Genomic DNA, 26,374 nt, shown 5'->3' on the forward strand with positions numbered 1-26,374 from the left:
CCGGTGCAGCACCGCCGCCGCCACGATGGCCGCCACCGGCACCCCGATCACCCCCGCGACGCCCGCCATCGCCCCCTCGCGCAGGCCGAGGCCGCCCGGCAGCGGGGAAGCCAGCCCGACCAGGAGCGGCAAATTGGCCAGGAGCAACAGCTCGACCGGGCCAAGCGTTAACCCGACCGCCCGAGCGCCGAGCCACACCGCGGCGACGTTCATTCCCCAGTAGGTCGCGGTCAGTACCAGCACCGGCGCCCAGCGGCCGCGGTCGGCGGCCAGCATCCGCCCGCTCGCCACCACGCGCTCAACGAAGCGCCCGGCGTAGCGCCGCGCGATCAGGACGGCCACCCCAACGCCGCCCAGCGCGACCGCCCCGCCCGCAAGCACCGCCGGCCACGACGGGCCGTCCAACGCACCGATCCAGGCGAGTGCGGACGGACCCGCCAGCGCCAGCCCCACCACCGCGCCGAGTGCCAGCGCCGCCGCGTCCAGCACCTGCTCCGCGGCCAGCGTCGGCAGCGAGCGGCCGAACCCGACGTCGTGGAGCTGGCGCGCCAGCACCCCTTTGACCGGCGAGCCGGCGTACCCGGGAACCGCGTAGTTCACCAGCGAAGCGGTCACGGTCATCTCCACCGCGTGCGGTAGCGGCACGTCGGCCGCGACGGCGCGCAGCATCGTCTGCCAACGGCGGGCATGAACCACCGGGAGCGCCACCCCGACTCCCAACAGCACCAGCAGCGGCCCCGGCCGGGCATCGCCGATGGCCCGCGCGACGGCCCTCGCCTGGCCGCTAGCCAGCAACGCCACGACCGCCACGGCGAACGGGCCCCACACCAGCAGGAGCGATCGCCAGCGTGGGCGCGGCCCTCCGGCTGCCCGCGTCGCCTCACCGCTCATGCCTCCCGCTCCCGCACCACCGAGCGCCCTGCCCGTCGCGCCAGCACCGGGCTCAGCATGTCGCTCAGCCGCGCCGCCAGTGCGTCGATGCTCCCCGTTGCCAGGAACGCGGCGCGCGCACCCGCGCCGAGCGTCCGCCGCCGCTCCGGGTCGCGCAGCGCACGGATCGCGTCCGCCAGCGCCGACGGGTCGCCGGCCGGCACGAGCAGCGCGGACACGTCGTGCTGCAGCACCTCGCGGATCGCCGGGCCATCCCGTGTCACGATCGCGGCACCCATCGCCATCGCCTGGAACACCTTATTCGGCACCACCCGTGCAGCCTTGTCGGTGTCGCCGAAGATTCCCAGGACAACGTCCGCGGCCGCTATGCGCTCGGGCAGCTCGGTGAACGGCACCCAGTCGCGGAATTCGATCGAATCCAGCCCCAGACGCTCGGCCATCGCCCGCGTCTCGGCCACAAGCTGCCCCACACCGATCATCTCGAACCGCACGTCTTCACCGCGCAGGAGCGCCGCGGCTTCGACGATCGTCGAGACGCCGTGCAGCGGCGTGTACTTGCCGTAGAACAGCACGCGGAGCGGACCACTAGGTGGCGTGACGATCTCGCGGGGGTGGAAGAGCCGATCATCGGCGCCCACCGGCACCACCGCGATGCGCGCCGGGGACACACCGAACCGGTCGACCAGATAGTCCCCGTTCTGCGGCGTATCGACGAGGATCAGGTCGGCGAACCTCAGCGCGGCCCAATCCAGCGCCGCGATGGCTCGCGCCGCGAGAGTCCCGGCCCGCACCAGCCCGCGATCCTCGACCAACGTGTCAGTCAACGTCACCAACGGGTTGAAAACCACGGGGCGCCCGCGGAGCCGCGCCAGCGGCCCCAGCGCTAGCATGTCCCCCTGCCCGATGTATCCGAAGATCACCGCGTCGGCGTCTGGCAGCCGCCGGATGAGCCGCAGCGCGAGCCGCGCGTAGGCCCACAAGAGCCTCGCTCCGAGCCGGGCCAGCGAGCCGGGTCGGAGGAACCCGCCGGTCTTGTCGCGTGTCCGCTCGAAGACCGGGACGTGGATCTCCTCCACATCGTACCCCGCCCGGCGCAGCGCCGCGATCGTCAGCGCGTTGCGTGGGTAGTCTCGCTCGTAAGTGCCGACGCAGAGCAGCCGCGCCGCAGGCTGGCTCATCGCGCCCCTTCCCCTCCAGCGGCCCCCGCGATTATACGGCCCTCGCGGAGCCCGGTCAGGAGCGCCCCGCGGAGGACGCTGAGCCAGCGGCCGGCGTCAGTCCCGCGCGTCGTTGAGCGCGGCGGCGAAGGCGTCCACGAACGCCTCGACCTCCGGCACGCCCATCGGCGTCGAGAGGCAGCCGAAGAGCGCCGGGGTGATGAAGATGCCGCGCCCCATGAGCGCCTCGTGGACGCGCCCGACGAAGGCGCGCTCCTCCGCCGTGAGGATACTGTTCCGGTAGTCCGCCAGCGGTCGTTGGTGCAGGTGGATGTGGAACAGCGAGCCGTGCCCGGTCGTCTGCCCCGGCACGCCCGCCTCCCGCAGCACCTCGTCGATGCCCGCCCGCAACTGCTGCCCCAGACTAGCAAGCCGGTCGAACTCGGCCGGTGTCAGCTTGCGCATCGCCGTCAAGCCAGCGACCATCGTCACGGGGTTGGCGTTGAACGTCCCCCCGTGCGGCGCCCGCGGCGGTCCGCCCGTCGGGTCGAAGACCGCCATCACCTCGGCGGATCCTCCCACCGCGCCAACCGGGAAGCCACCGCCGATGATCTTCCCCATGGCCGTCAGGTCGGGAGTGACCCCGAGCACCGACTGCATCCCGCCGTAGTCCGCACGCAGCGAGATGACCTCGTCGAAGATCAGCACGATGCCGTAGGCGCGGGTGATCTCCCGCAGCCGCTGGAGGAATGCCGGTTCCGCTGGGTGCAGCCCGAGGCTGCGCGGGTTCGGGTCGATCAGCACCGCAGCCAGCTCGTCCCGGTGCCGCTCGATCAGCCGCTCGGTCCCATCGATGTCGTTGAAGGGGAGAATCACCACCGAGTCTAACACCGCCTGCGGCGTACCGGCGGTATAGGGCGTTGCGACCGGCAACCCGTCGTCCCCATGCTCTCCGCTGGACTGCGTGCTCACCTCCGCGAAATCGTACGAACCGTGGTAGCAGCCGTCGAACTTCGCGATCCGCGGCCGTCCGGTATAAGCCCGTGCCGCCTTGATCGCCATCATCACCGCCTCGGTACCCGAGTTGGTGAAGCGCACCTGCTGCAGCGACGGCACGCGCTCCGTGAGCAGCTCGGCGAGGGCGATCTCGTGTTCCGTCGGCATCGCGAAGGCGACACCGTCCGCGAGCTGGCGGATAACCGCCTCGTTGATGTCCGGGTCGGCGTGCCCGTGGATGAGCGCGGTGTAGTTGTTGACGAAGTCGAGCCGTTCCTCACCGTCGGCGTCGACGATCACCGCGCCGCGGCCGCGCGCCGCGTAGGGCGGGTAAGGTGCACTGTAGACGGTCGTGCGGGTGTTGCCTCCAGGGAGTACCCGGCGGGCTCGCTCGAACAGATCCGCCGCAGCCGATCCCGGCTCCCGGTAGACGTTTCCGCCTCGCTGGCTGCCGCTGCTCATGGCGACCTCCCCTGCGACTGATGCCACGCTCACGGTCCTGCGTGCGCGCCATGCTACGCCGGAGCGGCGTCTCGGTCAACGAGCCCATCCCTGACGACCGCATCGTAACGTGTGGGACCAAGGGCTCACGGGTCGCGCACCTGCCCACCCGTCATCGGGGTAGCCCATCGAGGGCCGGCACGGGAACTGCAGGGAGTGCACTGCATGACCGACACCGACGCTTCCCGCTGCGCGATCACCAGCGGAAAGCACGAAGCGGGGGCGCGACGTGCGCGCCCCCGCTCTGGTGTCTGACGTTGCCGTCGGGTCGGCGACTAGTAGTCCATGCCGCCCGGCATGGCCGGCGCCTTCTGCTCCTCCGGCTTGTCCGTGATCAGCGCCTCGGTGGTCAGGATCATCGAGGCGATCGAGGCCGCGTTCTCCACCGCGGAGCGCGTCACCTTGACCGGGTCGATGATGCCCCACTCGAGCATATCGCCGTAGTCGTTGCGGATCACGTCGTAGCCGATGGTCGGAGAGTTCTTCTCCTGCTGCAGCCGGCGGACGTTCTGGACGACGACCGAGCCGTCGAGCCCGGCGTTCGCCACGATGCCGCGCAGCGGCTCCTCCAGCGCCCGCTTGACGATCTTGACGCCGGTGAGGACGTCACCCTCGGCCTGGACATCATCCAGCGCCTCGGCCGCCTTGAGCAGCGCCACACCGCCACCCGGGACGATGCCTTCCTCGACCGCGGCGCGGGTCGCGCTCAGCGCGTCCTCGACCCGGTGCTTCTTCTCCTTCAGCTCGGTCTCGGTCGCAGCACCGACCTTGATGACCGCCACGCCGCCGGCCAGCTTCGCCAGCCGCTCCTGCAGCTTCTCGCGGTCGAAGTCGCTGGTGGTCTGCTCGATCTGAGCCTTGATCTGCTCGATGCGGCCCTTGATGTCCTCTTCCTTGCCGTGGCCCTCGACGATGGTGGTCTCGTCCTTGGTGGCCACGACGCGGCGAGCGCGGCCGAGATCCTGGACCGTGGTGCTATCGAGCCGCCGGCCGACCTCCTCGGAGATCACCTGGCCGCCGGTCAGGATCGCGATGTCGCGCAGCATCTCCTTGCGGCGATCACCGAAGCCCGGCGCCTTCACCGCGAGGCAGTTGATGGTGCCGCGCAGCTTGTTAACGACCAGGGTCGCCAGCGCCTCACCGTCGACGTCCTCGGCGATGATCATGAAGTTCTTGGTGACCTGCAGCGCCTGCTCCAGCACCGGCAGGATGTCGGAGACGGCGGAGATCTTCTTGTCGGTGATGAGGATGTACGGATCCTCGAGGACCGCCTCCATCCGCTCGGTGTTGGTCACGAAGTAGGGGGAGATGTAGCCGCGGTCGATCTGCATACCCTCGGTGTACTCGGTCTCGAAGGCCAGACCGCGGGACTCCTCGACGGTGATGACGCCGTCCTTGCCGACCTTCTCCATCACGTCGGCGATCAGGTTACCGATCTCCTGATCAGCCGCGGAGATCGACGCGACCTGGGCGATGTCCTCCTTGCCGCGGACTTCCTTCGCCATGTCCTTCAGGGTCTCGACGACCTTGTCGGCCGCCAGGTCGATACCCTGCTTGAGCATCATGGCGTTGGCACCGGCGGCGACGTTCCGCAGACCCTCGTGGACGATGGCCTGCGCCAGCACGGTCGCGGTGGTCGTCCCGTCACCGGCCACGTCGTTGGTCTTGGTGGCCGCTTCCTTCAGGAGCTGGGCACCCATGTTGGCGAAGGGATCGTCCAGCTCGATCTCCTTGGCGACGGTGACGCCGTCGTGGGTAACGGTCGGCGCGCCGAACTTCTTATCGAGCGCGACGTTGCGGCCCTTCGGACCAAGCGTGGTCTTGACGGCATTGGCCAGCGTGTCGATCCCCTCTTTCAGGGACTGACGCGCCTGCTCGTTAAACTCGAGAATCTTGGCCACGTCTCATACCCTCCCTCGCGGATTTCCGCGAAAGCTACTCACGCCGATCGGGCAGCCGCTACTCGACGACCGCCAGGATGTCCTTCTCGCTGAGGATCAGCAGCTCCTCGTCGTCGACCTTCAGCTCCGTGCCCGCGTACTTCGCGAACAGCACGTGGTCGCCAACCTTGACGTCCATCGGAATGCGCTTCTCGCCGTCCTCATCGAACCGGCCCGGACCCACCGCCAGCACCTCACCGCGCTGCGGCTTCTCCTTGGCCGTATCCGGAAGGACGATCCCGCTCTTGGTCACTTCCTCACGCTGCACCGGGCGCACCAACACCCGGTCCCCGAGCGGCCGGACCTGCGTTTTCACACTCGCCATCCTCGAGGTACCTCCCTCTGACGAACGCGGCGGGTCACGCCGCCGCCCTTCTCCTGCGTCTCCAGTTTAGCACTCTCGGCTCGTGAGTGCTAACTGAGCGTATCTTAGCCAAGACGTGTGAAACCTGCAAGGGGCACTGTGCCGAGTCTGCCGACCCGCACGTCGCTTCCTCAGCAATGCATCACCCCGCCCGGCCTGTTCGTCCACCTGCACCCCCGAAACCTGGGCGCTGGCATCCCGTCGCCGCTCGGTGATCCCGACCAGGCGGAGGGTACGCGCGGGAACCCGATGCGGCATAATCGACGCGTTCCAGTCCCTGTGCCGGTGCCCGGGCGCAGAGGACGCCGGCTGAGCGTTGAACCTGGAGGAGGATCGAGCGTGACGTACCACTTCGCAGCCCGTGTCACCAGCATGCAGCCCTCACCGACGATCGCCGTCTCGGACCGCGTCCGAGCGCTCCGTCAGGAGGGTCACGATGTCCTCGACCTGGGCGGCGGTGACCCAGACTTTGCCACCCCCGAACACATCTGCCGCGCCGCCGCCGAGGCCATGGCCCGCGGCGAGACGCACTACGTCGCCAGCGCCGGCATCCTCCCGCTGCGCCAGGCCATCGCCCGCAAGCTCCGCGACGAAAACGGGATCGACGTCGACCCCAGCCAGATCATCGTCACGCCGGGCGGGAAGTCCGCACTCTTCTCCGCCATCCTGGCCCTGGTCGGACCCGGCGACGATGTGGTCATGTTCGACCCCGGCTGGGTCTCGTATGAACCGATGACCACCATCGCCGGCGCCGGAATCGCCCGCATTCCGCTCGATCCGGCCGACAACTACCGCATCACCCGCGAGGTTATCGAGCCGCACCTCACGCCCAACGCGCGGGTGCTCATCGTCAACAGCCCCAACAACCCGACCGGGCGCGTCCTCACCCGTGAGGAGCTGGAGGTGGTGGCCGCCATCGCGCAGGAGCGCGACCTGATCGTCATCTCGGACGAGATCTACGAGAAGATCGTCTACGACCACCACCAGCACATCAGCATCGCGACGCTGCCCGGGATGGCCGAGCGCACCATCACCGTCAACGGCTTCTCCAAGGCCTACGCGATGACCGGCTGGCGACTCGGCTACCTGGCCGCGCCCGCGCCGATCATCAAGCAGGTGGCCAAGATCCACAGCCACTCGGTCACCTGCGCCACGTCGTTCGCCCAATACGGCGCGGTGGCTGCCCTCGAAGGACCGCAGGGCTTCATCGACACCATGGTCGAGGCCTGGGACCGCCGTCGCCGCCTGATCTCCTCCGGCCTGAGCGCGATCAAGGGCGTGCACTGCCCGCTGCCGGAGGGCGCCTTCTACGCCTTTGCCGACGTGAGCGGCACCGGGATGACCGGCCAGGAGGTGGCGCGCCTGCTCATCGACGAGGCGCGGGTCGGCGTCACCCCCGGCGATGCCTTCGGCGAGGTCAGCGCGAAGCACATCCGCCTCAGCTTCGCCAACTCCGACGACATCATCGAGCGCTCCCTGGAGCGCATCACGCGCGTCCTGGGCGGCTAACCAGGCCACCCACCAGCCGCGCGACCGGGCAACCACGATAGAAGCGGGCGTCGTGTTGACGCCCGCTTCGTCGTCCCCGGGGGTTGCCAAACTAATATCATTAGTTTATGATTGAAGCGTATTAGTTCCAGAGCGCGGACGAGACGTCCCGCCGATCCCCCGGAAGGGAACGCACATGAAGGTCACGACCCACGGCGACTACCTCATCCAGGTGACCCGCTGGCCGGTCCTGTTCCCGGTCAACGTCTATCTGGTCCGCGAGGACGACGGGTTTACGCTGATCGACACCGGCGCCAACGGCAGTGGGCCGGGCATCCTGGCCGCCGCAGCCGCGCATGGTGAAACCATTCGCCGCATCGTGCTCACGCACGCCCACTCCGACCACGTGGGCGCGCTCGACCAGCTCCGCGGCGCGCTGCCCGCTGCCGAGGTGCTCATGACCGATCGCAGCGCCCGGCTGCTCCAGGGTGAAAGGACGCTCGAAATCGACGGTGAAGTCGTAGCCATCCCCGGCCGGTGGCCGCGCCGCGTAACCCGGCCGACGCGCACCATCGCGCCAGGAGACCGGATCGGCTCGCTCCAGGTCATCGCCGCGCCCGGCCACGCACCAGATCAGGTTGCATTCCTTGACACACGGGACCGCACGCTCATCGCCGGGGACGCTTTCCAAACGCGGGGCGATGTCGCCGTCTCGGGTACGATCGTCCCCACGTTCCCGTTCCCCTCGATCTTTACCTGGGACAAGGATGCGGCCCTCGACTCTGCGCGGCTGCTGCGGTCGCTCGAGCCGTCGCGGCTGGCGACCGGTCACGGTCCCGTGTTGGAGGATCCGCTCCCCGCGATGGACCGCGCCATCGCCGTAGCCCAGCGCAAGCTGGCGGATAGGGTTGCGCATGGCGCCTAGACCGGGACTGAGCCGCGACCTCATCGTGAAGACCGCCGCCGATCTCCTGGACGAGGCGGATGGGCGGGAGGTGACGCTCGGCCAGATCGCCGCGGCGCTGGGGGTGCGCACGCCGTCCCTCTACAACCACATCGACGGCCAGGACGATCTGCTACGTGGGCTGGCCGTGTTCGCCGTGCGGGAGCTCGGCGCCCGCATCTCGCGCGCGGCGATCGGCCGCACCGGGGAGGACGCCATCCTCGCCATCGGACACGCCTACCGGCAGTTCGCGCACGAGCGTCCCCGGCTCTACCAAGCCTCGCTGCGTGCGCCGGACCCGGATCATCAGGCGCTCATTGATGCCAGCGAGGAGATCCTGGATGTCCTGAGGCTGGTGCTCAAGCCGTACCAGCTCTCCCCCGAGGATCAGATCCACGCCATCCGCGGTCTGAGGAGCCTGATGCACGGCTTCGTCTCACTGGAGTTGGCTGGTGGCTTCGGCCTTCCCGTCGACATCGACGAAAGCTACCGCCGCCTCCTCACGGGGTTCATCCGCGGACTCCAACGCGAAGGGGGCGCCTAGTGCGTGGTGCGTGTTCCGTGTTCCGTCGTCCGTGCGCAGTGGCGGGGACACGCTCGACCGGTCCGCCGTCAGACCGACAACCCGCCTCCACGCAAAACCCAAGACGCATCACGCAACCCGGATCACGGATCACGCATCACGCAACACGCACCACGACTCACAGCCCGCTCATGCGCACCACTTCGACACCGCGCTCTTCCAGCGCCTGGACGTAGCGGTTGATGCCGACGAGGTCGCTGGCGATGTGGCCGGAAACGATGAGGTTCCCACCACCCTCGCGGCGCAGGCGCTCCGCCTCCTCGGGAGCGATGTGGATGTAGAGGACCGTCCGCACGCCGTGGTCGAAGTAGGCGCGGGCAACGGCGTACCCGCCGTTCGTCCCCGCCCCGTGCACCACCGCGATCTTGCCCAGGGGCTGATCCACCGCGCCGACCGGGACCATGATCCGCGTCGCCGCGCCGGCAAACTCCGGCAGCGTCATGAGCGCGTCGATCGCGTCCTGCACCCGCGCCTCGTCCCCCAACGGCTCGACCGCCTCCTGGATGGTCTTGACCATGATCCGTCGTCCGACCTCGTCCAGCGGCAGGTGGATATTGAGGAACGGCATCTGGAGGAGACGCGCGACCGACGGCGTGTGGTCGTGGTTGGCGCTCTGCGCGCGGAGCAGTGAGCGGGTGAGCAGCCCCTGGATGGCGTCGCGGGCCGCGGTGGCCGGGACGCCATACTCCACCATCAGCTCAACATGGCGTGTGAGAACCTCGGGAAAATTGAGCGTTGCGCTGCCACCGGCCGGGTGGTGGGCGATCACCCCGTCGCAGCCCAACTCCCGCGCCAGGAGCAGCTCCGCCGGGCCGATATCGATGCCCATCATCACGCGCTTGAGGCCCGATCCCTCGACGTAGACCGCGCTGTCGGCGGGCAACGTCCGCATCTCCGCCATCTCGAGCGCGATATCGACCAGTTCTGCGGTGCTCAACCCGGCCATGCACGCCTCCGCTCACTTCACCCCAATGGACACGCCGCGCCGAAGCCTCAGCTGCGCGCGCCATTCTACGCAGGTGCAGCGACAGGGGCAATTGATCGAGCCGGATCGAGCAGGAGAGCGTCTGAGCCGGGCGACGCGCTCAGGCCTGCATCGCCTCGCGTGCCTGAACCTTGTGCCACTCGGGCCTGCCATCGTCCATGGACGACCGGTTCAAGGGCTCGCGCGTCTGCCGGAAGGGCGGCGTTTCATGCCAGCGCTCCCAGTCGTCGCGGGAGCGCCAGGTGCCGACCACAACCCGCTTGTTCGGCTCGTCCTCGGGGATGAGCAACTGGGTATCAACCCATCCCGGCTGTTGCTTCGCGGCACGCAACCGCTCCTCGAACGCTCGGTCCCACTCCTGCTCCTGGCCGGGCTTGAGGGTTGTCTCGGTGATGACGGTCATCATGGTCCACCTACCTCCATCGCCAGACCGTTCGGACCGTTCCCGGCCGCTGCCGGGTGTCTCGGTGACGCCAGCACGATCGGTACCACTCCGAGCACGCCGTGCGACACCGGCCGACGGGAAGGTTGAGCCGGGCACGCGTGTTGGCTATGATCGGGCCATGTGGTTCGGCGCGGTGCCGAACAAGCGGCGATGACCCGCGTTGTCAGGGTCCTGGAAGGAAAGCCACCGTGCAGTCTCGCGACGAGATTCGCCTTACGACACTGGCGAGCTGCGCTGGTTGAGCGTCCAAGATGGGCCCAGAGGCCCTGGCGCAGGTGCTGCGTCCGCTCACTCAGCTCAGTGACCCCAACCTGATCGTCGGGCTCCAGACCAGCGATGACGCGGCTGTCTATCGCCTGAGCGACGACCTTGCCTTGATCCAGACGGTCGATTTCTTCACGCCTGTGGTCGACGACCCGTACATCTACGGCGCTATCGCCGCGGCCAACTCCATGAGCGACGTGTACGCTATGGGGGGTACGCCGCTGTTTGCCCTGAACATCGCCGGCTTCCCCGACAACGTGCCGCTCGACGTGCTGCAGCGCATCTTCCAGGGGGGCGCCGACAAGGCTGCCGAGGCCGGGATAGTCATCGCCGGAGGACACACCGTCACCGACAACGAGCCGAAGTACGGCCTGGTCGTCACCGGCACGATCCGTCCCGATCGGGTTGTGACCAAGGCCGGCGCCCGACCAGGCGACGTGCTCTATCTCACCAAGCCGCTCGGCACCGGCGTCATCACCACCGCGCTCAAGGCCCAGGCGGCGGACCCGGCCGACGTGGACGAGGCCGTGGCGTCGATGCTCAAGCTCAACCGCGCCGCCGCGGCCCTGATGCAGCAGGTCGGGGTCAACGCCTGCACCGACATCACCGGCTTCGGAATGCTCGGCCACGCCACCGAGGTTGCGCAGAAGAGCGGCGTGCGCCTCGTCCTGTCGGCGGGGCAAATGCCGTGGCTCCCCGGCGCCGAGCGCTACGCCGCGGAGGGACGCCTCCCCGGCGGGGCGCGGCGCAACCGCGCCTTCTACGGCGAGGGACCGGAGAGCATCCTCGAGATTGCCCCTGGCATCCCGGAGACGACGCTGGACCTCCTGTTCGACCCCGAGACCTCGGGAGGCCTGCTCATCGCGGTCCCGGGCGACCGGGCGCAGGCGCTGGAGCAGGCGTTCGCCGCGGCTGGTGAACCGCTCTGGCGGGTGGGCTCGGTCGAGGAGGGGCACGGGCTCCTCCTGCTGCCCTGAGTGGGATGGAGGGGCGTGTGCGGCGGCGGGAACGGCCCCGGCATCGCGGAGAGCGCGAGCGCACCGAGCCGACATTCCGCGACCTGCTGGACGAGATCGGCGTCCGGCCGAGCAAGGCGCTCGGCCAGAACTTCCTGCACGACACTCGGATCGTCCAGCGCATCGCGGACGTCGCCGAGCTCGGTCCCGACGACCTCGTCGTCGAGGTCGGTCCCGGCCTCGGCATCCTCACCCGCGAGCTGGCGCGCCGCGCGGGCACGGTGATCGCCGTCGAGCTCGACACGCGCCTCGCCGCCCACCTGCGTGCGTCGCTTGAGGCGGAAAACGTGCGCATCGTCGAGGGCGACATCCTCGACCTGAATCTCGGAGACCTCGTCGGAGGGCGACCCTACCACGTGGTCGCCAACCTCCCATACTCCGTCGCAGCGGCCGTCATCGAGCACGTGCTGGAGAGCGATCACCGCCCCGGCCGCATGGTCGTCATGGTGCAGCGCGAGGTGGCCGAGCGGATCGTTGCTCGCCCGCCGGAGATAAGCGTCCTCGCCGTTGCCGTGCAGTTCTATGCGGAGCCCCGCATCGCCTTCCGCGTCGGTCCGGGAGCCTTCGTGCCACGCCCGCGCGTCGACTCTGCCGTGCTGCGCCTGGATCTGAAGCCGGACCCGCCGCTCTCCGGCGCCGACCGGGCAGCCTTCTTCACCCTCGTCCGCGCCGGGTTCTCTCAGCGACGAAAGCGGCTCGCGAACGCCCTGGCCGATGCGCTGGGCGTACCGAAGAGCGTGGTCGAGGAGCGACTGGCGGCCGCGGGCATCGACCCCGATCGCCGTGCCGAAACGCTCTCGGTGGAGGAGTGGCTTGCCGTGCAGCGCAGCTTCGGAGCGCAGCCGAGTGACGTCGATTGAGCTGGCCGCCCCTGTCCGCCTGCGCGCACCGGCCAAGGTGAACCTCGGGCTGGAGGTCCTCACCCGGCGCCCTGACGGCTACCACGACGTCGTCACGATCCTGCAGAGCGTGAGCCTCTTCGACACCATCGACCTGCTCCCCGCCCCGGCGCTCCGCTACACGCCGCTGGAGGGGCTGGAGCGAGAGTCGGACCTGCTCTGGCGCGCAGTCCGGCTGGCCGAGACAACATTCGGCGTACGCCTTCTGGCCGAGATCCGGCTGCAGAAGCACATCCCGCTCGCGGCGGGCCTAGGTGGCGGCAGCAGCGACGCCGGCACCCTCCTCGGCGCCCTCGCCTTCCTCGCCGGCATCCCGATCGACGAGATGGAACGCGCCGCCGCGGCGCTGGGCAGCGACGTCCCCTTCTTCGTCCGCGGCGGGACGGCCCTGGCCACCGGGACCGGCACCGACCTGACCCCCCTCGACGCGACGCCCAATGCCTGGTTCGTCATCGTCGTCCCAGACCTCGTCATCCCGGCGAAGACGGCCGCCCTCTACCGCGCGCTGACGCCGGACCAATTCACCGACGGCACCGCCACGCGGCGCCTGGCCGCCGCGCTGGCACGTGGCGAGACCCTCGACACCAGACTCATGCGCAACGCCTTCACCCCCGTCCTCCGTCAATGGGACGCGGTCAGCCGAGCAATCGACGCCCTCCATGCGGCGGGCGCGCCGGTCGTTCTGCCGAGCGGCGCCGGGCCGTCGGTCTTCACCGTTGTTCCGACCCAGGCCGCCGCGATCGCCATGGCCGACCGCCTTCCGACCGGGACCGGGCGAGTCCACATTTGCACCACGGTCGCCAGAGACCCCAACGAGGAAATCCTGCGCGCAGTTCGGGGGTGAATCGGTGTCTCCGCGCAGGATCCGGCGCTACTCTCCTCGAGTACGAGATTGACGATCACCACGTCAGCGCATATGCTACGTGGACCGACTGTGGGTCAAGTGGAGCGGTAGACATCAGTGCAACACCACGCGCTTGACTTCGCCACCCTTGTGGTGGGGCAGGTCGTCGAGGGTATTGCGCTCGCCTTTCGCGTAGAACGGCGACACAAGAGAGGCGGCGAGCCTTTCCTGGAGTTCCGGCTGCGCGACAAACAGCTCCGTGAGGTACGGGCCGTCAAGTGGGACGTGGTGGACGGCGAGGAATACACCTGTCCGACGTTGCTCTACGTGGCCGCAACCGTCAAGGAATATCAGGGCAAGCGCGAACTGCACGTCACCGAGTGCGAAGTGTGCAACGGCGACATCGCCCCCTACCTCCCCGGCCCCTACCGGAACGATAATCTGGCGGAGTTCTGGGATCTCGTGGATACCCTCCGCGACCGTAGTCTGACCGCGCTGCTCGAGCGCGCGGTTGAAACGTTTTCCGATTTCCTGACGTCACCCGCCAGCGCCAAGTACCACGGCGCCTACCGCGAGGGGCTGCTGGAGCACAGCGTCAACGTCGCGCGCATCTGCGACGCGGCCGCCTCGCTGTATGCCGGCGCCGTCGATCGCGACCTGCTCATCGCCGGGGCATTGCTCCACGACATCGGCAAGGCCGGTCTGCACCCGGTCCACGCGCCGGACCAGGTGCACCCGGATGAACGGCTTTTCGGTCACGTACTCCGCGGGGTTCGCATGGTCGAGGACCTCCTCGCGATGGCGGATGACATCGACGACGAGCGGCAGGCAGGTCTCCTGCACCTCATCGCGAGCCACCACGGTCAACCGGAGTGGGGCGCCGCCGTGCGCCCGGCCACGATTGAAGCCTGGATCCTACACCACGCCGATCAATTGGATGCCTGCGTTACCGGCGCCCGTGATCTGCTCCGCGCCGCGAACCCGGACGACGGATGGGTCTGGTTCCCGATGCGGGAGTCTCTGCTGCGGGTGCCAGCCACGAATGCATCATCCCACCCGGACGGGCCCGAGAGATGGGATCCGTTTCTCAACTCTCGGGACGACCCTGAGGACGTTCCGTTCTGAAATACACCGATTCCCACGCCGCCTGCTGCTCGTCGGAGACGCGGACGAACGTGCCCGTGGCGCTGACGAGCACCGCGCCCTCACGGTCCCTGATCTCGCCGCGAGTCTCGACCATGCGGCCCCGGTCGCGGACCACTTCCGCGATGACCTCCACCGGCTGCTCGACCGGCACGGGCCGACGGAATCGCATCTCCATCCGCGCCGTCACCGCCAACCGGCCGTCGGCCAGCACGGCCCAGCTCATCGCCTCGTCCAGGACAGTCGACAGGATGCCGCCGTGGGTCATGCCGAGGTAGCCCTCGTGCTCGCGCGCCGGGGTGAACGTGCCCCGCACACCCGCCTCTCCATGCCGGTAGAAGGCAAGCCGCAGACCGATGGGGTTCTTCTCCCCGCAACCGAAGCATCCATGATCGACCACCGTATTGACCCGCTCGGACTGCACCACTCCTCCTCTGCTGCGCTCACTTGCTGCGCTCACTGGATCGCCGCCGGCCCGTTGATCCCGTCTCCTTGCGGGGAAGCGAACCGGCCCAGAGCGGGCGATGCCCAACGCCCGCGCTGCGGCGATTCTACCCAGGCATCCCGAATCGGCGCTCCGATCCCGGTTCGAGCCGGGAAGAACTCATGACGGCCCTGTAATCCCCGGGCCACCGGTAGTACGATTGCCGCGCCGGCGGCACGCACCCACGTGCCGCTCATGCTGATCCGACGAATTGACAGGTGTGCGACATGCTTCTTAGAATTGGCCGCCGGGGAGGTTCCATCTGGTGCAAGCACGGGCCTTGAATGGGCGCTACCGCCTCGACGAACGCATCGGCGAGGGCGGGATGGCGGTCGTCTACCGCGGCTACGACCTGGTCCTCAACCGGGTGGTGGCCGTCAAGGTGCTGCGCGACCAGTACATCTCCGACAGCAACTTCCTGCGGCGGTTCGAGCGCGAAGCGCAATCGGCAGCGCGTCTCTCTCATCCCCACATCGCCAACGTGTACGACGTCGGGCAGGACGGTCATACCCGCTACATCGTCATGGAGTACGTCGACGGCCCCAACCTCAAGGAACTCATCCGCCGCCAGGGGCCTTTCTCCGTCGACGGCGCCGCCTTCATCATTCGCCAGGTGGCCGAAGCGCTCGACTATGCCCATGCCCACGGCCTCGTCCACCGCGACATCAAACCCCAAAACATCCTCGTCGACCAGGACGGCCACGTGAAGGTGGTCGATTTCGGCATCGCCAAGGGCTTGAGCGACGCCAACTTGACCGAGGACGGCACCGGCATGGGCACCGTCCACTACGTGTCGCCCGAACAGGCGCGCGGCGCGCAGGCGACGCCGGCTTCCGATGTCTACGCCACCGGCGTCGTCCTCTACGAGATGCTCACCAAGCGCCTCCCGTTCGAAGCCGACACCCCGGTCGGCGTCGCGATGCAACACGTGAGCGCCAGCCCGCCACCACCGCGCCAGTTCAACCCGGCGATCCCGCCGGAAGTCGAAGCGATTGTCCTCCGCGCGCTCGCCAAGAACCCCGCCGACCGCTACCCGAGCGCCGGGGCGCTGGCCGACGCGCTCGACCACTGGGAACGGGCAGGCACGGCTGACAGTGAGGCGACCCGCGTGATCGCCACGGCACCCGCCGCGGTCGACAGGCCGCCCCGCCGGGCCGCAACGGCTGTCCCTCCAGGCCGGACGGGTCGCGGCGCGCCGCCCCCGCCGCCTGCGCGGAATCAGGCATTCCGCGACGATGTGGGATGCGTGACCTGGCTGATCGGCTCGGCCATCCTGATCGGCCTCGTCGGGCTCGTGGTCCTGGTCTTCAACGTCGGCGATTTCGGTTTCTTCGAACCATCCAACCAGCCGACCCCGACCGCGACCATGCCCGCCGCTGTCGCCAGCCCGACGACCGGATCAACGCCGACCAGCACTGCCACGGCGACCACCCCGGCCACGCCGAGTCCGACAGGAACGCCGGGCACGCCCACACCGACCCCCTCACCGACGCCGGAGATGGCCACCGTGCCATGGTTGATCGGCTCCACCGTCGACCAGGTGGAGGAGACGGTCAACGGCTTGGGATTCACGCTGGTCGAGGAGCGGGTCTACGACAACGTCGAGCCGCCCGGCACGATCATCGACCAGGAGCCACGAGCTGGGGAGTCGGTCCCGAAGGGGACTCAGATCCAGGTCAAGGTCAGCCGCGGCCCCGAGTACATTTCGCTCCAGAGCGTGGTCGGTCTACCGCGGGCTCAGGCACGCCAGCAACTCGAGCAGCTCGGGCTGACGGTCAACGAGGTCGAGGAGGGCAGCGCGACCGTGCCGCGCGGGAACGTCATCCGCACGGATCCGCCGTCCCAGGTCGCGAACGGCGGCACGGTCACGCTCTACATCAGCGTCGGCGACCAGATCCAGGTGCCCGATGCCTTCGGGCAGCCCTACCCGCAGGTCGTCGCTGCCCTGGAGAACGCGGGATTCGTCGTCGAATCGGTGGTCCCGCAAACGTGCGAGCAGATCCAGCAGTCGGCACCTGACTTCGACTGCCAGAACCTCGCGGATGGCGCTGTGGTCAGCGCGACCCTGGCCTGGGGCTCATGGGTGCCGCGCGGGTCAAGCATCGCCATCGCTTACTACGACGCCGGCGACGACTAGCCATGGCCGCGTCGCCGCCCGCCACGCCGCCAGCCACACGGGTGCCACATACCGGATGGCTGAGCGCGCCCGTGTCGTGGCGGTCCGCAGCCCTCGTCCTCGTGCTCGCGATCCTAGCCGGCCTCGGCATCGGTTGGGCCGGAGCGGGGTGGGATAGTAGCGACCGGCTCAGCGTCGGCAACACTGGGAATCGTCTCAGCACCCTCATCCGCGTTGACGGCCGGACCGTCGTGATTGGCGGCAGCGAGTGGCAGGACGAGTTGGCCGAATTCGTCGACCGCTCAACCCTGCCGTGGCAGCGGCACGTGCACCTGCTCGTCGTTCCGGCTGCGGATGACGACCCGGCCCTCGGTGCCCTCGCGCTGGTCGAACGTGGAACGGTCGGGGCGGTCGCCGTCCTGGGAACACCAGGCGCGGAGCCGGTCTGGACCCGGCTGGAGCGTGCCGCCCGCGACCAGGGGATCGAAATCCGCTACCTCACCGGCACCCAGCGCATCAGTCTCGGCGGAAACCGGGAGCTTCTGCTCGCCGCTGCGTCCGGGCCGGACGCCAACCTGGGTGCCTACGCGGTGCTGTTGCGCTACGGGGACGTCCGGGTGCTCATCGCCCACGGTGGGAAGGAAGTAACCGACGCCACCCGGGCGTGGCTCCCGGTGGAGGGGGAGATCGCCGCGTTCGTCCAGCTCGGAGCCGGTGACCAGCGCCCGGACCAGCGGGCTGCGGTCCTGCTGCGTCCCCGCCCGCAGCGCTCCGGGGATGTGGCCGGCGAGCCACCCCAGGCGCGATTCGTCGCGGAGCTCGATCGCGGCGAACGCCTCACGATCAACCTGGAGTCCAAACGCCTGCGCCTGCCGCTCGACTCGCTCACCCCGGTGGCTCAGTCGACACCGCCCGCGGGCAGGTAGCGCACGAACCAATCACGCGCAAGGCGCGCGACCGCTTCCAGCGCGCCCGGCTCCTCAAAGAGGTGGGTGGCGCCCGGCACGATCTCGAGCCGCTTCTCACCCGGCAACGCGGCCAGCGCCGCCTCATTCAGCGGGATGACGGGTGTGTCCAGCTCGCCGACGATCAGCAGCGTCGGCGCCCGCACGCGCCGCAGGGCATCTCGGGCGAGGTCCGGCCTGCCGCCACGCGAGACGACCGCCCGGACCGTGCTCGGCAACTGCGCCGCAGCGACCAGCGCCGCCGCGGCTCCGGTACTGGCACCGAAGTAGCCGATGCGAAGGTGGCGCGTCTCCGGCTGCTCCCGGAGCCACCCTGTAGCGCCGACAAGCCGTTCCGCCAGCAAGCCGACATCGAAGCGCAGCGCGCCGGTGCGGCGGTCGATCGCCTCCTCCTCCGGAGTCAGGAGGTCGATGAGGAGCGTGCCCAGCCGTGCCACGTGTAGTTCTCCGGCGACGAAGCGGTTGCGCGGGCTAAACCGGCTACTGCCGCTGCCGTGGGCGAAGAGCACCAGGCCCCGCGCCCGCTCGGGAAGCGTGAGGGTCCCGGCCAGGGAGACGGCTCCACTTGGAACGGTGACCTCGCGGCTCCACGCCGCGGGCTCAGCCAGACGTGCCTCACCGTCCGGTTCCTCAGCGCGTTGATCGCCCTGCTGCTCCTGGTCATCGAATCGTTCGTCGCTCACGCTTCGTCCATCCCGGTGGTAGCTCACCTCGCCCAGGATGGAGCATGCAAAGGGTGTACCGGCAAGAACGGTGTAGGCCCCGGCGGTGGACCACCGGGGCCAGCGGTGCGTCGAGTAGTGGGACTAACCGCGTGCGGCGCGCTCGCGCTCGAAGGCGAGCCCGATCTCAGCGCGCAGTGCCGCGTCGGTCAGCACGTCGAGCCCGGTCAGCGCCAGCGCCTTGGCCACCGTCAGCGTGTTGGCGTAGCCCATCTCGCTGTCGGCCGCCTCAACCACTTCCTGCGAGTGCCAGGTGATCACCCGGTCGACGATCGGATAGCTCGTCTCCACCGAGGGCACCTCGTAGCTCACATTCCCCCAGTCGGTCGAGCCCTTGCCCGGCTCCACCTTCGGGTCGGGGAGCTGGAGACCCAGGTCGTCGAGGTGCTTCTTGATGCGCCGCGCCAGGGGGTAGTTGGTGATCATGTCGTAGTACGGCTCTTCCGAGTACTCGAAGCTGAGCCGCGCGCCGGTCATCGAGGCCGCGCCCTCGGCGATGGCCCGGACCTTCTCCACCAACTCCTTCATGTAGGCGCGGGTCGAGGCGCGCACCAGGAACGACCCCTCCGCGTAGTCGGGCACGACGTTCGGCGCCTGCCCGCCCTGGGTGATGATCCCGTGGATGCGAGCGTCGTCCAGGATGTGCTGCCGCAGCGCGTTGATCCCGTTGAAGGTCTCGATCAGGGCATTGAGGGCGTTGATGCCGTTGTGCGGATCGGCCGCCGCGTGCGCCGCCTTCCCGTGGAAGGCGATCTTCACACCCTGGCAGGCCAGCGCCTGACCGCTGCCCTCCAGGTACGGCACCGCGGCCTCACTGGTGCCCGGGTGCGCCCCCATGGCCGCGTCAAGCCCGGAGAAGACACCGGCGCGGGCCATGATGACCTTGCCGCCGATGGCCTCTTCGGCCGGCGTGCCGAAGACCGACACCCGCCCGCCGACGTGTGGCAGCGCGGCCGCCAGCCCGATCCCGGCCCCAATCCCGGCGATCGCGATCAGGTTGTGCCCGCAGCCGTGCCCGACACCCGGCAGGGCGTCGTACTCCGACAGGTAGCCCACATGGGGGCGCCCCTCGCCCGTGCTGGCGTGGAAGGCGGTCGGCAGGTCAGCCACACCGCGCTCCACCGAGAATCCGCGCTCGGCCAGGAAATCGGCGCAGGCCGCGCTCGCCTTCACTTCTTGCAGCGCGATCTCCGGGTTGGCGTGGATGAACTTCGACAGCGCGATCAGGTTGTCCCGCTCGGCGTCGATCTTCGCCAGGATCGCCTCGCGAGCGGCCTCCAGATTACCGGTCGTGCTCACGCACTCCCCTCCCATCCATCAGAGATTCGAACCGCTGATCCTCCCGGAACTATACGCGGTATGGCGCACTTGTGCACTATCCCGTCCCCTTGTTCCGACAGGCACGACGGATACGGCAGTGTCCGCGGTGCGGTCCCCCGGATGCCTCCTCACGGCGGGCAGTGCCCGAACGTCGCGCAGGCCGGTAGAATGGGCCGCACCGCCGGGTGCGCCGGGCGCCGGCGTGGCAATGGAGAGGGAGTGTGGAGACGGATGACGACGCCAACCGTAACGGTGCGGCCGGGCAGGTTCGAAGACGCCGCGACCGAGGCAGCGCTTAACCGGGAAGCCGGATGGTGCTGGGACGAGGAGAACCTGATCGTCGAGTACCACGACGACGCTTACGAGCCCAGCTCCGTCCTGGTGGCTGAGGTCGATGGCCGCGTGGTGGGCAAGCTGGAACTGTTCATCGGGGCCAAGGCCAAGCACGGGCGCTTCGGCGTGATCCGTCGCTTCGTGGTGCACCCCGACTTCCGCGGCCAGGGGATCGGGCGAACCCTGCTCAATGCCGCCACGGAGCACGCGCGCGCTCAGGGCTGCTCCTTCATCGAGTTGAGCGTCGACGTCACCAACCCGATCGCGCACGCCTTCTACGCCCGCGAGGGGTTCGTCGAGGATCGCGTCGAGGTGCTGATGCGGAAGTCGCTCGACGGCAAGCCCCACGCGTCGCTCTACGCGGCGCAGCGGACCGAGTGGGAGCAGCGCTAGCGCGGGGGGATCGTCCTACAGGATCCGCCCACAACGCGGGCAGTAGACCTCCGCCTCGCTGACATCGGCGTGGCAGTAGGGACACGTGCCGTCCGACACCGGCACGTGCGATTCTTCCCGCGGCGTGGTCTGGATCTGGATCGTCTCATGCGCGTCCCGCAGCAACGCGGTCGCCTCCGCATCGAGCCGGGCGCCGCCTGAGCGGGACGCGTCGCCATCCGCCTCCGAGATCCGTACCGGCCGGGTCTCCTCCGCGGCACGCACCGGGACGGTCGGCGGCTCGGTCTTGTACACGGCCGTCGCCTCGTCGTTGAGCGACGACGGCACACGCGGCGGGAAGGCCCGCGTCGTCGGCGGTTCGATCTCTGGATAGGGCTCGGGCGCCTCCTCTTCCTCGACCTCAACGTAGCCGCCCCGGCCGAACAAGGCCAGGACGATCACGATCGGCAGGAAGACCACCGCTGCCACCAGCAGCACCCAGCCGATGCCGGTCGCGAGGAACTGCGCCACCACCGCGCGCTCCAGGAACGCCGGATTCTCAGCCGAGAGCAGGTAGAAGCGGATGTCACGCAGCGCGTAGCTCAGCAGCAGCGTGCCGTTCGCCCCCGCCACAAGCGCCCCGAAGACGCGGGCGACCCATCCCGGCCGCGGCATGGGCAGCGCCGCGCCGGCACCGTAGCCAAGCAGGAACGTGCTGCCGATCAGGAACAAGACGGCGACCATGAAGGCGCCACCGGACTCGCGCAGGCCGGTCATATTCGCCAGGTCGGCGCCCCATGGGCCGGCCCACGACTCGGCCAGTGCGGCCCCGAAGAGGATGCCGAGGGTGACCAGCACCTCGCGCTGCACCCCACGCCAGAACCCGATCGGCACGAACAACGCGATGAGAATCAGCAGCAGAATGTCGAGCAACAGGTAGACGTTCACGGTTGTGGCTCCCTGGTTCGCGGCGGAGAGTTCAGTCGTTGAGCAGCGCTCGGGGAACGAGAGCGGACCGGATTTCTCCTCAAAACGAGACCGCGAGCACCTGCGCTCGGCGGTCATAGCGGCCCTGCGTCGCCCTACCGGTACCGGATACCGCCGCTAGATTGTAGCACGCGGACTTTCGGGCGGTGCGAGGCATCCGCCCCTATGATATGCTTTCGGTGCGGGGTCAGGCCGTGGGACGAGCGATTCCACCACGGCCTGTCGTGTATCAACACATTGTCAGGAAGGGGGTGCCAGTATCACCCTTGGCTAGAAGCAGACGTCCTCGCCAGCGTCCCGCGGAACCTCAGGAACGCCAGGATCTCGCCTGGCGGACGATGGATCTCCACATCCATACCCCCGCCTCTGCCGACTATCAGGAGCAGGGTGTCAGTTTCGTCCACCTCTTGCAGCGGGCCGAGGCTCGCGGCATCGATATCCTCGCGTTCACCGATCACAACACGGTCCGCGGCTGGGCGCGCATGTGGCGAGAGATTGAGGACCTGGAACTCCTCGAAGCCCTCGGACGACTTGAACCGGAGGAAGAAGCGCTCCTCGCGGAATACCGCCGGCTCCTGAACAAGATGCTCGTCCTCCCTGGCTTCGAGTTCACCGCGACCTTCGGGTTCCACATCCTGGCCATCTTCCCGCCCGACACCTCGATTCGGAAGATGGAGCACATCCTGCTGACCCTCGGCATCCCGGAAGAAAAGCTCGACCAGGGGAGCAGCGAGGTCGGCGCGACGACCGAGGTCCTCCAAGCCTACGAGATCCTGCACGAGGCCGGCGCGCTGGTGATCGGCGCGCACGTCAATTCGACACACGGCATCGCCATGCAGGGCTTCCCCTTCGGAGGCCAGACGAAGATCGCCTATACCCAAAGCCCGTACCTGCACGCGCTCGAGGCTACCGACCTCGACAACACCTCGCGGCGGAGCACCGCGCGCTTCTTCAACGGCACCAAGCCGGAGTACCCGCGCCGGATGCACGTCATCCAGGGGTCCGACGCGCATCGACTCACGCGCGACCCGGAGCGCGAGACGAACCTGGGCATCGGCGATCGCATGACTGAGGTCCTGTTGGGAGAACTCAGCTTCGAGGCCCTCAAGGCCGTCTTCGAAGGCGACGACTTCTCCCTGTTCCGTCCCCACCGCCCGTCGGAGGCCCCGTACGACTTCGTGCTGGCCGCCCGGGAGGAGGGGAACAACATCGTTCAGGCGTTCCACCCGCGCCTGCCCAGCCGGCGGTCGAAGTCGAACGCTGTGCTGAAGGATGTGGTGGCCTTCGCCAACACCAACGGCGGCACGATCTTTATCGGGCTGGACGCCAAGCCCGACGGTGAGATCAACGGCGTGGCCAACGCCAAGCAAGCCGCCGAGACCCTCCGCAACGACATCGCCCGCTTCATCACTCCGCCCCCGGCTGCCACGGTTGATGTCCATACGATTGAGGACAAGGATGTCCTGGTGGTCACGGTGCCGCAGGGCCAGGACAAGCCCTACGCGCTCCTCACCGGCGAGATCCTGCTCCGGCAAGAGTCGGAGACAAGCGTGGCCATGCGCGACGAGATCATTCAGATGGTGCGCGCCGCACTGGAGGCACGACGGGAAGCCGCGGCCGGGGCCGCTGCTGCGGGCGAGACAGTGGCGTCCGACGATTCGCCCGCACTGCCGTCTGAGTTGAGCGACGACGAGGCGGAGGCGCGACTCCCACGGACGGGGGTCGAGATCGTGGCGTCCGAGACCCGCGACGGCGTCATCTACCACTCGATGCGCGACCTGCGCAACCGCAAGGTCGTGCAGAACGTGACGCGAGACTCGGCGCGGCGACTCTGGCGCTATGCTATTACACAGAAAGAGTCGAACCCGATCGATCCCGAGAAGATCCGCTGGCACGGCCCGCTCGGCTTCATCAAGGCCCACAAGCAGCGGGACGGCAGCGTGCGCTACGACCTGGCCTACCGGCAGAACGGCCACGTGCGCGTCTTCTACGGCGTGACCGAAGAGGGTATCGACGACGACTGGCGCGTGGCGATTCAAACAGCCACCGGGAAACCGGTGGAAGCCGCGACGGCCTGACCCGCACTCCCCGGTGACGGGGAGACCACGTGGAATCGACGGCGAGGCCGGCCCTGGTGGGCCGGCCTCGTTGTCTGCTTCGAAAGCGCCGGCATTTCGGCGAAGCGGCCGTACCTCCAGGCCCGGAGCCGACCGGATGCAGGTGATTCCGCCCCTACCGCAGGAGGCGCAGCGCGCCGACCGCGTCGCCGAGCGTCCGCCCCACCGGGAACCCATCGCGCAGGATGCGCAGGATCTTCCCCTGCTTCACCCGCTTCGGGTCGTCGTCCACGGTCAGGTACTCGCGCATCGCCCGCGACAGCACCTCCGGCACCTCGTTCAGCAGCCAGGGCCGGGCGTGGGCGAACGGCGTGACATTGCGGATGGTGTAAAGATCCTGGAGCACGAAGCTCTCTTCGAGCAGCTCCTGATACCGGCTCAACCCCACCGCCGAGAAATCCCCGGCCGCCTTCGCTTCGATGATCGCCTCAGCGGCGAGCTTGCCGGAGATCATGGCGAAGTTCGAGCCCTCGCGGTTGATCGGGTTGAGCAGCCCGGCAGCGTCCCCGACCACCACCGCGCCGTCGGTGAAGAGGCGCGGCATCGCGTGCCAGCCGCCTTCCGGGATCAGGTGCGCCGAGTACTCGACCAGTTCCCCGCCTTCGAGCATCGGCGCGATGCACGGGTGGGCCTTGAAGTCGTTCAGCATGTCGCTGACGTTCCGCCCGGTCTCGATGAGATCGGAAAGCAGCGCGCCGGTGCCAATCGAGATCGTGTCCTTGTTGGTGTAGATGAACCCGTAGCCGAGGAGACCCTTCGTCGACCGGCCGAAGATCTCCATCGCGACGCCCAGCCCGCTCGGAACGTTGAACCGGCGCTCGATCTCCTCTTCGGACAGCCGGATCAACTCCTTGGCGACCAGCGCCTGCTGGTCCGGCTTCCACTCGCGGTGCAATCCGGCTTTCTGTGCCAGGAGCGAGTTGGCGCCGTCGGCCAGCACCACCACATCGGCACGGAGGTCGCCCTCCTCCTCCCCGGTGCGGACGCCGTCGATCTTGCCGTCTTCCCAGATGAGGTCTTCCACCACCATCTGAGTGATGATGAACGCGCCCTCCTCTTCGGCCTTGGAGGCGAACCACTGGTCGAATTCGCCGCGCATGACGCTGAACGAGTTGTACGGCTCCTTGGCGAATTCCTGCGTGCGGTAGGTGACGCCGAGGGCGCTGTCGTCGGTCAGAAGCATGTAGCGCTGCTCAATGATCGCGCGCTCCAGCGGCGCCTCGCGCCAGAACTCGGGCACCAGCTCCTCGGTCGGCTGGCGGTAGAGGATGCCGCCCATGACGTTCTTCGCGCCGGGGTACGCGCCGCGCTCGATCACCACGACCTCCAGCCCGGCACGCGCCAGCGTCAACGCGGCCGCCGTGCCGGCCGGCCCGGCCCCGACGACGATGACGTCAACTCGCTCGTCCTGCATCGCTCCTCCGCCCTACGTTCCCTTCTGGGTGGGGCGGGTTGGGAACCCGCCCTATCCCGGTCTCCTCTAGCCGCCGCGAACCGCGCGCAGCTTCTCCGTCAGCTTCGGTGCGATCTCCTGCACGTCGCCCACAATGCCGAAGTCGGCCATCTTGAAGATCGGCGCGTCGGGGTCGCGGTTGATCGCGACGATCGTCTCCGACCCGCGGATCCCGACCGTGTGCTGGACCGCGCCAGAGACGCCCAGGCCGATGTACAGCTTCGGCGCGATCGTCTTGCCGGTCTGGCCGACCTGCTCATAGTGCGGGCGCCACCCGAGGTCGGTCACCGCGCGCGTCGCGCCGACCGCCCCGCCGAGCACCGCGGCCAAATCCTCGGCCAGCTTGAAGTTGGCAGCCTCACCCAGGCCACGGCCGCCGACGACGACCACCTCGGCCTGCTCCAGGTTGCTCGGCCCGGCCTCCGCCTGCACCAGATCCTTGACCGTCACCCGGATCTCGCCGGGCGCGAAGCTCAGCTCCAGCGGCGTCGTCTCCGCCGTCCGGCCGGGTTCCAGCTCGGGCGCCTCGAAGGCCCCGGCATGGATCGTGGCGAAGGTCAGCCCGTCCCCGGCGGCCCGCACCTCGGTCAGCACCTTGCCCTGGTAGACCGGGCGCGTGCCAACCCAGGCGCCGTCCTGCCGCCCAATCCGGATGCAGTCCACCAGGTACGCCGCGTCGCGCCGTGTCGCCAGGAACGGCGCCAGATCCCGCCCGCCGGTCGTCCCGGCCAGCAGTACGAGCGCCGGCCCCGTGGCGTCAATCGCCGCGTCGACAGCCTTGGCGTAGGCATCGACGGTGAAGGCCGCCAGCTCCGGCGCATCGGCGACCAGCACCCGATCCGCGCCCAGGGCCGCTGCCTCGCTGGCGGCTGCATCGAGCCCGCTGCCCAGCACCACCGCCGCGAGCGACCCGCCGGTCTCACTCGCCAGCGTCCGGCCGATCCCGAACAACTCCCGAGACGTGTCCCGAATGGCGCCATCCCGCGTCTCGACGACCAGGAGGACGCCGCTCGCTCCGTTCGTCACCGCTGTTCCTCTCTCCGCTC

24 protein-coding genes are annotated in these 26,374 nt (G+C 68.8%); 11 read left to right on the forward strand and 13 right to left on the reverse strand.

Features of this window, described 5'->3' with window-relative positions:
- The 5 genes from IRZ30_RS02060 to groES all read right to left on the reverse strand — a co-directional run.
- The coding region (locus IRZ30_RS02060) for a lysylphosphatidylglycerol synthase transmembrane domain-containing protein (RefSeq protein WP_294082410.1) at nucleotides 1-891 on the reverse strand (891 nt) is incomplete at its 3' end.
- The gene (locus IRZ30_RS02065; protein WP_294082412.1) at nucleotides 888-2,069 is read right to left on the reverse strand and encodes a glycosyltransferase family 4 protein; all 1,182 of its coding nucleotides are present in this window, start codon (nucleotides 2,067-2,069) and stop codon (nucleotides 888-890) included. The genes IRZ30_RS02065 and IRZ30_RS02060, both read right to left, overlap by 4 nt.
- 96 nt (nucleotides 2,070-2,165) lie before the next feature.
- The gene (locus tag IRZ30_RS02070) at nucleotides 2,166-3,506 is read right to left on the reverse strand and encodes an aspartate aminotransferase family protein (protein WP_294082414.1); all 1,341 of its coding nucleotides are present in this window, start codon (nucleotides 3,504-3,506) and stop codon (nucleotides 2,166-2,168) included.
- A 314-nt stretch (nucleotides 3,507-3,820) separates the two neighbouring features.
- Nucleotides 3,821-5,446, reverse strand: a complete 1,626-nt coding sequence (gene groL / locus IRZ30_RS02075) for a chaperonin GroEL (protein ID WP_294082416.1) — start codon at nucleotides 5,444-5,446, stop codon at nucleotides 3,821-3,823.
- 58 nt (nucleotides 5,447-5,504) lie between these two features.
- Complete coding sequence (gene groES / locus IRZ30_RS02080) at nucleotides 5,505-5,810, reverse strand: co-chaperone GroES (protein ID WP_294082418.1); 306 nt, start codon at nucleotides 5,808-5,810, stop codon at nucleotides 5,505-5,507.
- Between the two features lie 378 nt (nucleotides 5,811-6,188).
- On the opposite strand from groES, the gene IRZ30_RS02085 reads away from it, so the two are divergent.
- The 3 genes from IRZ30_RS02085 (at nucleotide 6,189) to IRZ30_RS02095 (ending at nucleotide 8,824) form a co-directional block, all read left to right on the forward strand.
- Nucleotides 6,189-7,358: a pyridoxal phosphate-dependent aminotransferase gene (locus IRZ30_RS02085; RefSeq protein WP_294082420.1), complete on the forward strand. Its 1,170-nt coding sequence runs from the start codon at nucleotides 6,189-6,191 to the stop codon at nucleotides 7,356-7,358.
- A 175-nt stretch (nucleotides 7,359-7,533) separates the two neighbouring features.
- Complete coding sequence (locus tag IRZ30_RS02090; RefSeq protein ID WP_294082422.1) at nucleotides 7,534-8,262, forward strand: MBL fold metallo-hydrolase; 729 nt, start codon at nucleotides 7,534-7,536, stop codon at nucleotides 8,260-8,262.
- Nucleotides 8,252-8,824 (forward strand): TetR-like C-terminal domain-containing protein, encoded by a 573-nt coding sequence (locus IRZ30_RS02095; protein ID WP_294082424.1) that lies wholly within the window; start codon nucleotides 8,252-8,254, stop codon nucleotides 8,822-8,824. The genes IRZ30_RS02090 and IRZ30_RS02095 overlap by 11 nt, the downstream gene beginning before the upstream one ends.
- A gap of 157 nt (nucleotides 8,825-8,981) precedes the next feature.
- Here IRZ30_RS02095 and IRZ30_RS02100 read toward each other — a convergent pair whose 3' ends face one another.
- Nucleotides 8,982-9,809, reverse strand: coding sequence for a hypothetical protein (locus IRZ30_RS02100; protein WP_294082426.1), 828 nt, complete (start codon nucleotides 9,807-9,809; stop codon nucleotides 8,982-8,984).
- A gap of 139 nt (nucleotides 9,810-9,948) precedes the next feature.
- A complete protein-coding gene (locus tag IRZ30_RS02105) occupies nucleotides 9,949-10,254 on the reverse strand; it encodes an antibiotic biosynthesis monooxygenase family protein (protein WP_294082427.1) in 306 nt (101 codons plus the stop codon).
- A 227-nt stretch (nucleotides 10,255-10,481) separates the two neighbouring features.
- On the opposite strand from IRZ30_RS02105, the gene selD reads away from it, so the two are divergent.
- From selD to IRZ30_RS02125, 4 genes are all read left to right on the forward strand, one after another.
- On the forward strand, nucleotides 10,482-11,534 hold the full coding sequence (gene selD, locus IRZ30_RS02110; RefSeq protein WP_294082429.1) for a selenide, water dikinase SelD: 1,053 nt from the start codon (nucleotides 10,482-10,484) through the stop codon (nucleotides 11,532-11,534).
- Nucleotides 11,535-11,551: 17 nt separating this feature from the next.
- Nucleotides 11,552-12,433 carry a 16S rRNA (adenine(1518)-N(6)/adenine(1519)-N(6))-dimethyltransferase RsmA gene (rsmA, locus tag IRZ30_RS02115; protein ID WP_294082431.1) on the forward strand — a complete coding sequence of 294 codons (882 nt, stop codon included), beginning with the start codon at nucleotides 11,552-11,554 and terminating at the stop codon, nucleotides 12,431-12,433.
- Entirely contained in the window at nucleotides 12,420-13,316 is an 897-nt protein-coding gene (gene ispE, locus IRZ30_RS02120) for a 4-(cytidine 5'-diphospho)-2-C-methyl-D-erythritol kinase (RefSeq protein WP_294082433.1), read from the forward strand. The genes rsmA and ispE overlap by 14 nt, the downstream gene beginning before the upstream one ends.
- Nucleotides 13,317-13,433: 117 nt before the next feature.
- The gene (locus IRZ30_RS02125) at nucleotides 13,434-14,441 is read left to right on the forward strand and encodes an HD domain-containing protein (protein ID WP_294082435.1); all 1,008 of its coding nucleotides are present in this window, start codon (nucleotides 13,434-13,436) and stop codon (nucleotides 14,439-14,441) included.
- Here the strand turns inward: IRZ30_RS02125 and IRZ30_RS02130 are convergent.
- Nucleotides 14,404-14,883: a PaaI family thioesterase gene (locus tag IRZ30_RS02130; protein WP_294082437.1), complete on the reverse strand. Its 480-nt coding sequence runs from the start codon at nucleotides 14,881-14,883 to the stop codon at nucleotides 14,404-14,406. The two genes, IRZ30_RS02125 and IRZ30_RS02130, sit on opposite strands and share 38 nt — an antisense overlap.
- Before the next feature lie 325 nt (nucleotides 14,884-15,208).
- On the opposite strand from IRZ30_RS02130, the gene IRZ30_RS02135 reads away from it, so the two are divergent.
- Both IRZ30_RS02135 and IRZ30_RS02140 read left to right on the forward strand, forming a co-directional pair.
- Complete coding sequence (locus IRZ30_RS02135; RefSeq protein ID WP_294082439.1) at nucleotides 15,209-17,080, forward strand: protein kinase; 1,872 nt, start codon at nucleotides 15,209-15,211, stop codon at nucleotides 17,078-17,080.
- A gap of 71 nt (nucleotides 17,081-17,151) precedes the next feature.
- The gene (locus IRZ30_RS02140; RefSeq protein ID WP_294082441.1) at nucleotides 17,152-17,985 is read left to right on the forward strand and encodes a hypothetical protein; all 834 of its coding nucleotides are present in this window, start codon (nucleotides 17,152-17,154) and stop codon (nucleotides 17,983-17,985) included.
- Here the strand turns inward: IRZ30_RS02140 and IRZ30_RS02145 are convergent.
- Together IRZ30_RS02145 and IRZ30_RS02150 are read right to left on the reverse strand one after the other, a co-directional pair.
- On the reverse strand, nucleotides 17,958-18,632 hold the full coding sequence (locus IRZ30_RS02145) for a dienelactone hydrolase family protein (protein ID WP_366945311.1): 675 nt from the start codon (nucleotides 18,630-18,632) through the stop codon (nucleotides 17,958-17,960). The two genes, IRZ30_RS02140 and IRZ30_RS02145, sit on opposite strands and share 28 nt — an antisense overlap.
- A 198-nt stretch (nucleotides 18,633-18,830) precedes the next feature.
- A complete protein-coding gene (locus IRZ30_RS02150) occupies nucleotides 18,831-20,045 on the reverse strand; it encodes a M20 family metallopeptidase (protein WP_294082445.1) in 1,215 nt (404 codons plus the stop codon).
- A 252-nt stretch (nucleotides 20,046-20,297) separates the two neighbouring features.
- Here IRZ30_RS02150 and IRZ30_RS02155 point away from each other — a divergent pair, with 252 nt between their 5' ends.
- Nucleotides 20,298-20,792: a GNAT family N-acetyltransferase gene (locus IRZ30_RS02155; protein ID WP_294082447.1), complete on the forward strand. Its 495-nt coding sequence runs from the start codon at nucleotides 20,298-20,300 to the stop codon at nucleotides 20,790-20,792.
- A 15-nt stretch (nucleotides 20,793-20,807) separates the two neighbouring features.
- Here IRZ30_RS02155 and IRZ30_RS02160 read toward each other — a convergent pair whose 3' ends face one another.
- Entirely contained in the window at nucleotides 20,808-21,719 is a 912-nt protein-coding gene (locus tag IRZ30_RS02160) for a CvpA family protein (protein WP_294082448.1), read from the reverse strand.
- 377 nt (nucleotides 21,720-22,096) lie between these two features.
- Here IRZ30_RS02160 and IRZ30_RS02165 point away from each other — a divergent pair, with 377 nt between their 5' ends.
- Entirely contained in the window at nucleotides 22,097-23,836 is a 1,740-nt protein-coding gene (locus IRZ30_RS02165) for an RNA-binding domain-containing protein (RefSeq protein ID WP_294082450.1), read from the forward strand.
- A gap of 154 nt (nucleotides 23,837-23,990) precedes the next feature.
- Here the strand turns inward: IRZ30_RS02165 and IRZ30_RS02170 are convergent, their stop codons facing one another.
- On the reverse strand, nucleotides 23,991-25,289 hold the full coding sequence (locus tag IRZ30_RS02170; protein ID WP_294082453.1) for an FAD-dependent oxidoreductase: 1,299 nt from the start codon (nucleotides 25,287-25,289) through the stop codon (nucleotides 23,991-23,993).
- A 66-nt stretch (nucleotides 25,290-25,355) separates the two neighbouring features.
- Nucleotides 25,356-26,354 carry an electron transfer flavoprotein subunit alpha/FixB family protein gene (locus IRZ30_RS02175; protein WP_294082455.1) on the reverse strand — a complete coding sequence of 333 codons (999 nt, stop codon included), beginning with the start codon at nucleotides 26,352-26,354 and terminating at the stop codon, nucleotides 25,356-25,358.
- Between the last annotated feature and the right edge of the window lie 20 nt (nucleotides 26,355-26,374).

This window comes from Sphaerobacter sp. (assembly GCF_019683595.1).
GTDB lineage: Bacteria > Chloroflexota > Chloroflexia > Thermomicrobiales > Thermomicrobiaceae > Sphaerobacter.

Bases quoted from the DNA above. Each gene is read 5' to 3' on its own strand.
- IRZ30_RS02065 (WP_294082412.1), bottom strand. From the start codon at position 2,069: ATGAGCCAGCCTGCGGCGCGGCTGCTCTGCGTCGGCACTTACGAGCGA.
- IRZ30_RS02070 (WP_294082414.1), bottom strand. From the start codon at position 3,506: ATGAGCAGCGGCAGCCAGCGAGGCGGAAACGTCTACCGGGAGCCGGGA.
- groES (WP_294082418.1), bottom strand. From the start codon at position 5,810: ATGGCGAGTGTGAAAACGCAGGTCCGGCCGCTCGGGGACCGGGTGTTG.
- IRZ30_RS02090 (WP_294082422.1), top strand. From the start codon at position 7,534: ATGAAGGTCACGACCCACGGCGACTACCTCATCCAGGTGACCCGCTGG.
- IRZ30_RS02095 (WP_294082424.1), top strand. From the start codon at position 8,252: ATGGCGCCTAGACCGGGACTGAGCCGCGACCTCATCGTGAAGACCGCC.
- IRZ30_RS02100 (WP_294082426.1), bottom strand. From the start codon at position 9,809: ATGGCCGGGTTGAGCACCGCAGAACTGGTCGATATCGCGCTCGAGATG.
- IRZ30_RS02105 (WP_294082427.1), bottom strand. From the start codon at position 10,254: ATGATGACCGTCATCACCGAGACAACCCTCAAGCCCGGCCAGGAGCAG.
- IRZ30_RS02155 (WP_294082447.1), top strand. From the start codon at position 20,298: ATGACGACGCCAACCGTAACGGTGCGGCCGGGCAGGTTCGAAGACGCC.
- IRZ30_RS02165 (WP_294082450.1), top strand. From the start codon at position 22,097: ATGGATCTCCACATCCATACCCCCGCCTCTGCCGACTATCAGGAGCAG.
- IRZ30_RS02170 (WP_294082453.1), bottom strand. From the start codon at position 25,289: ATGCAGGACGAGCGAGTTGACGTCATCGTCGTCGGGGCCGGGCCGGCC.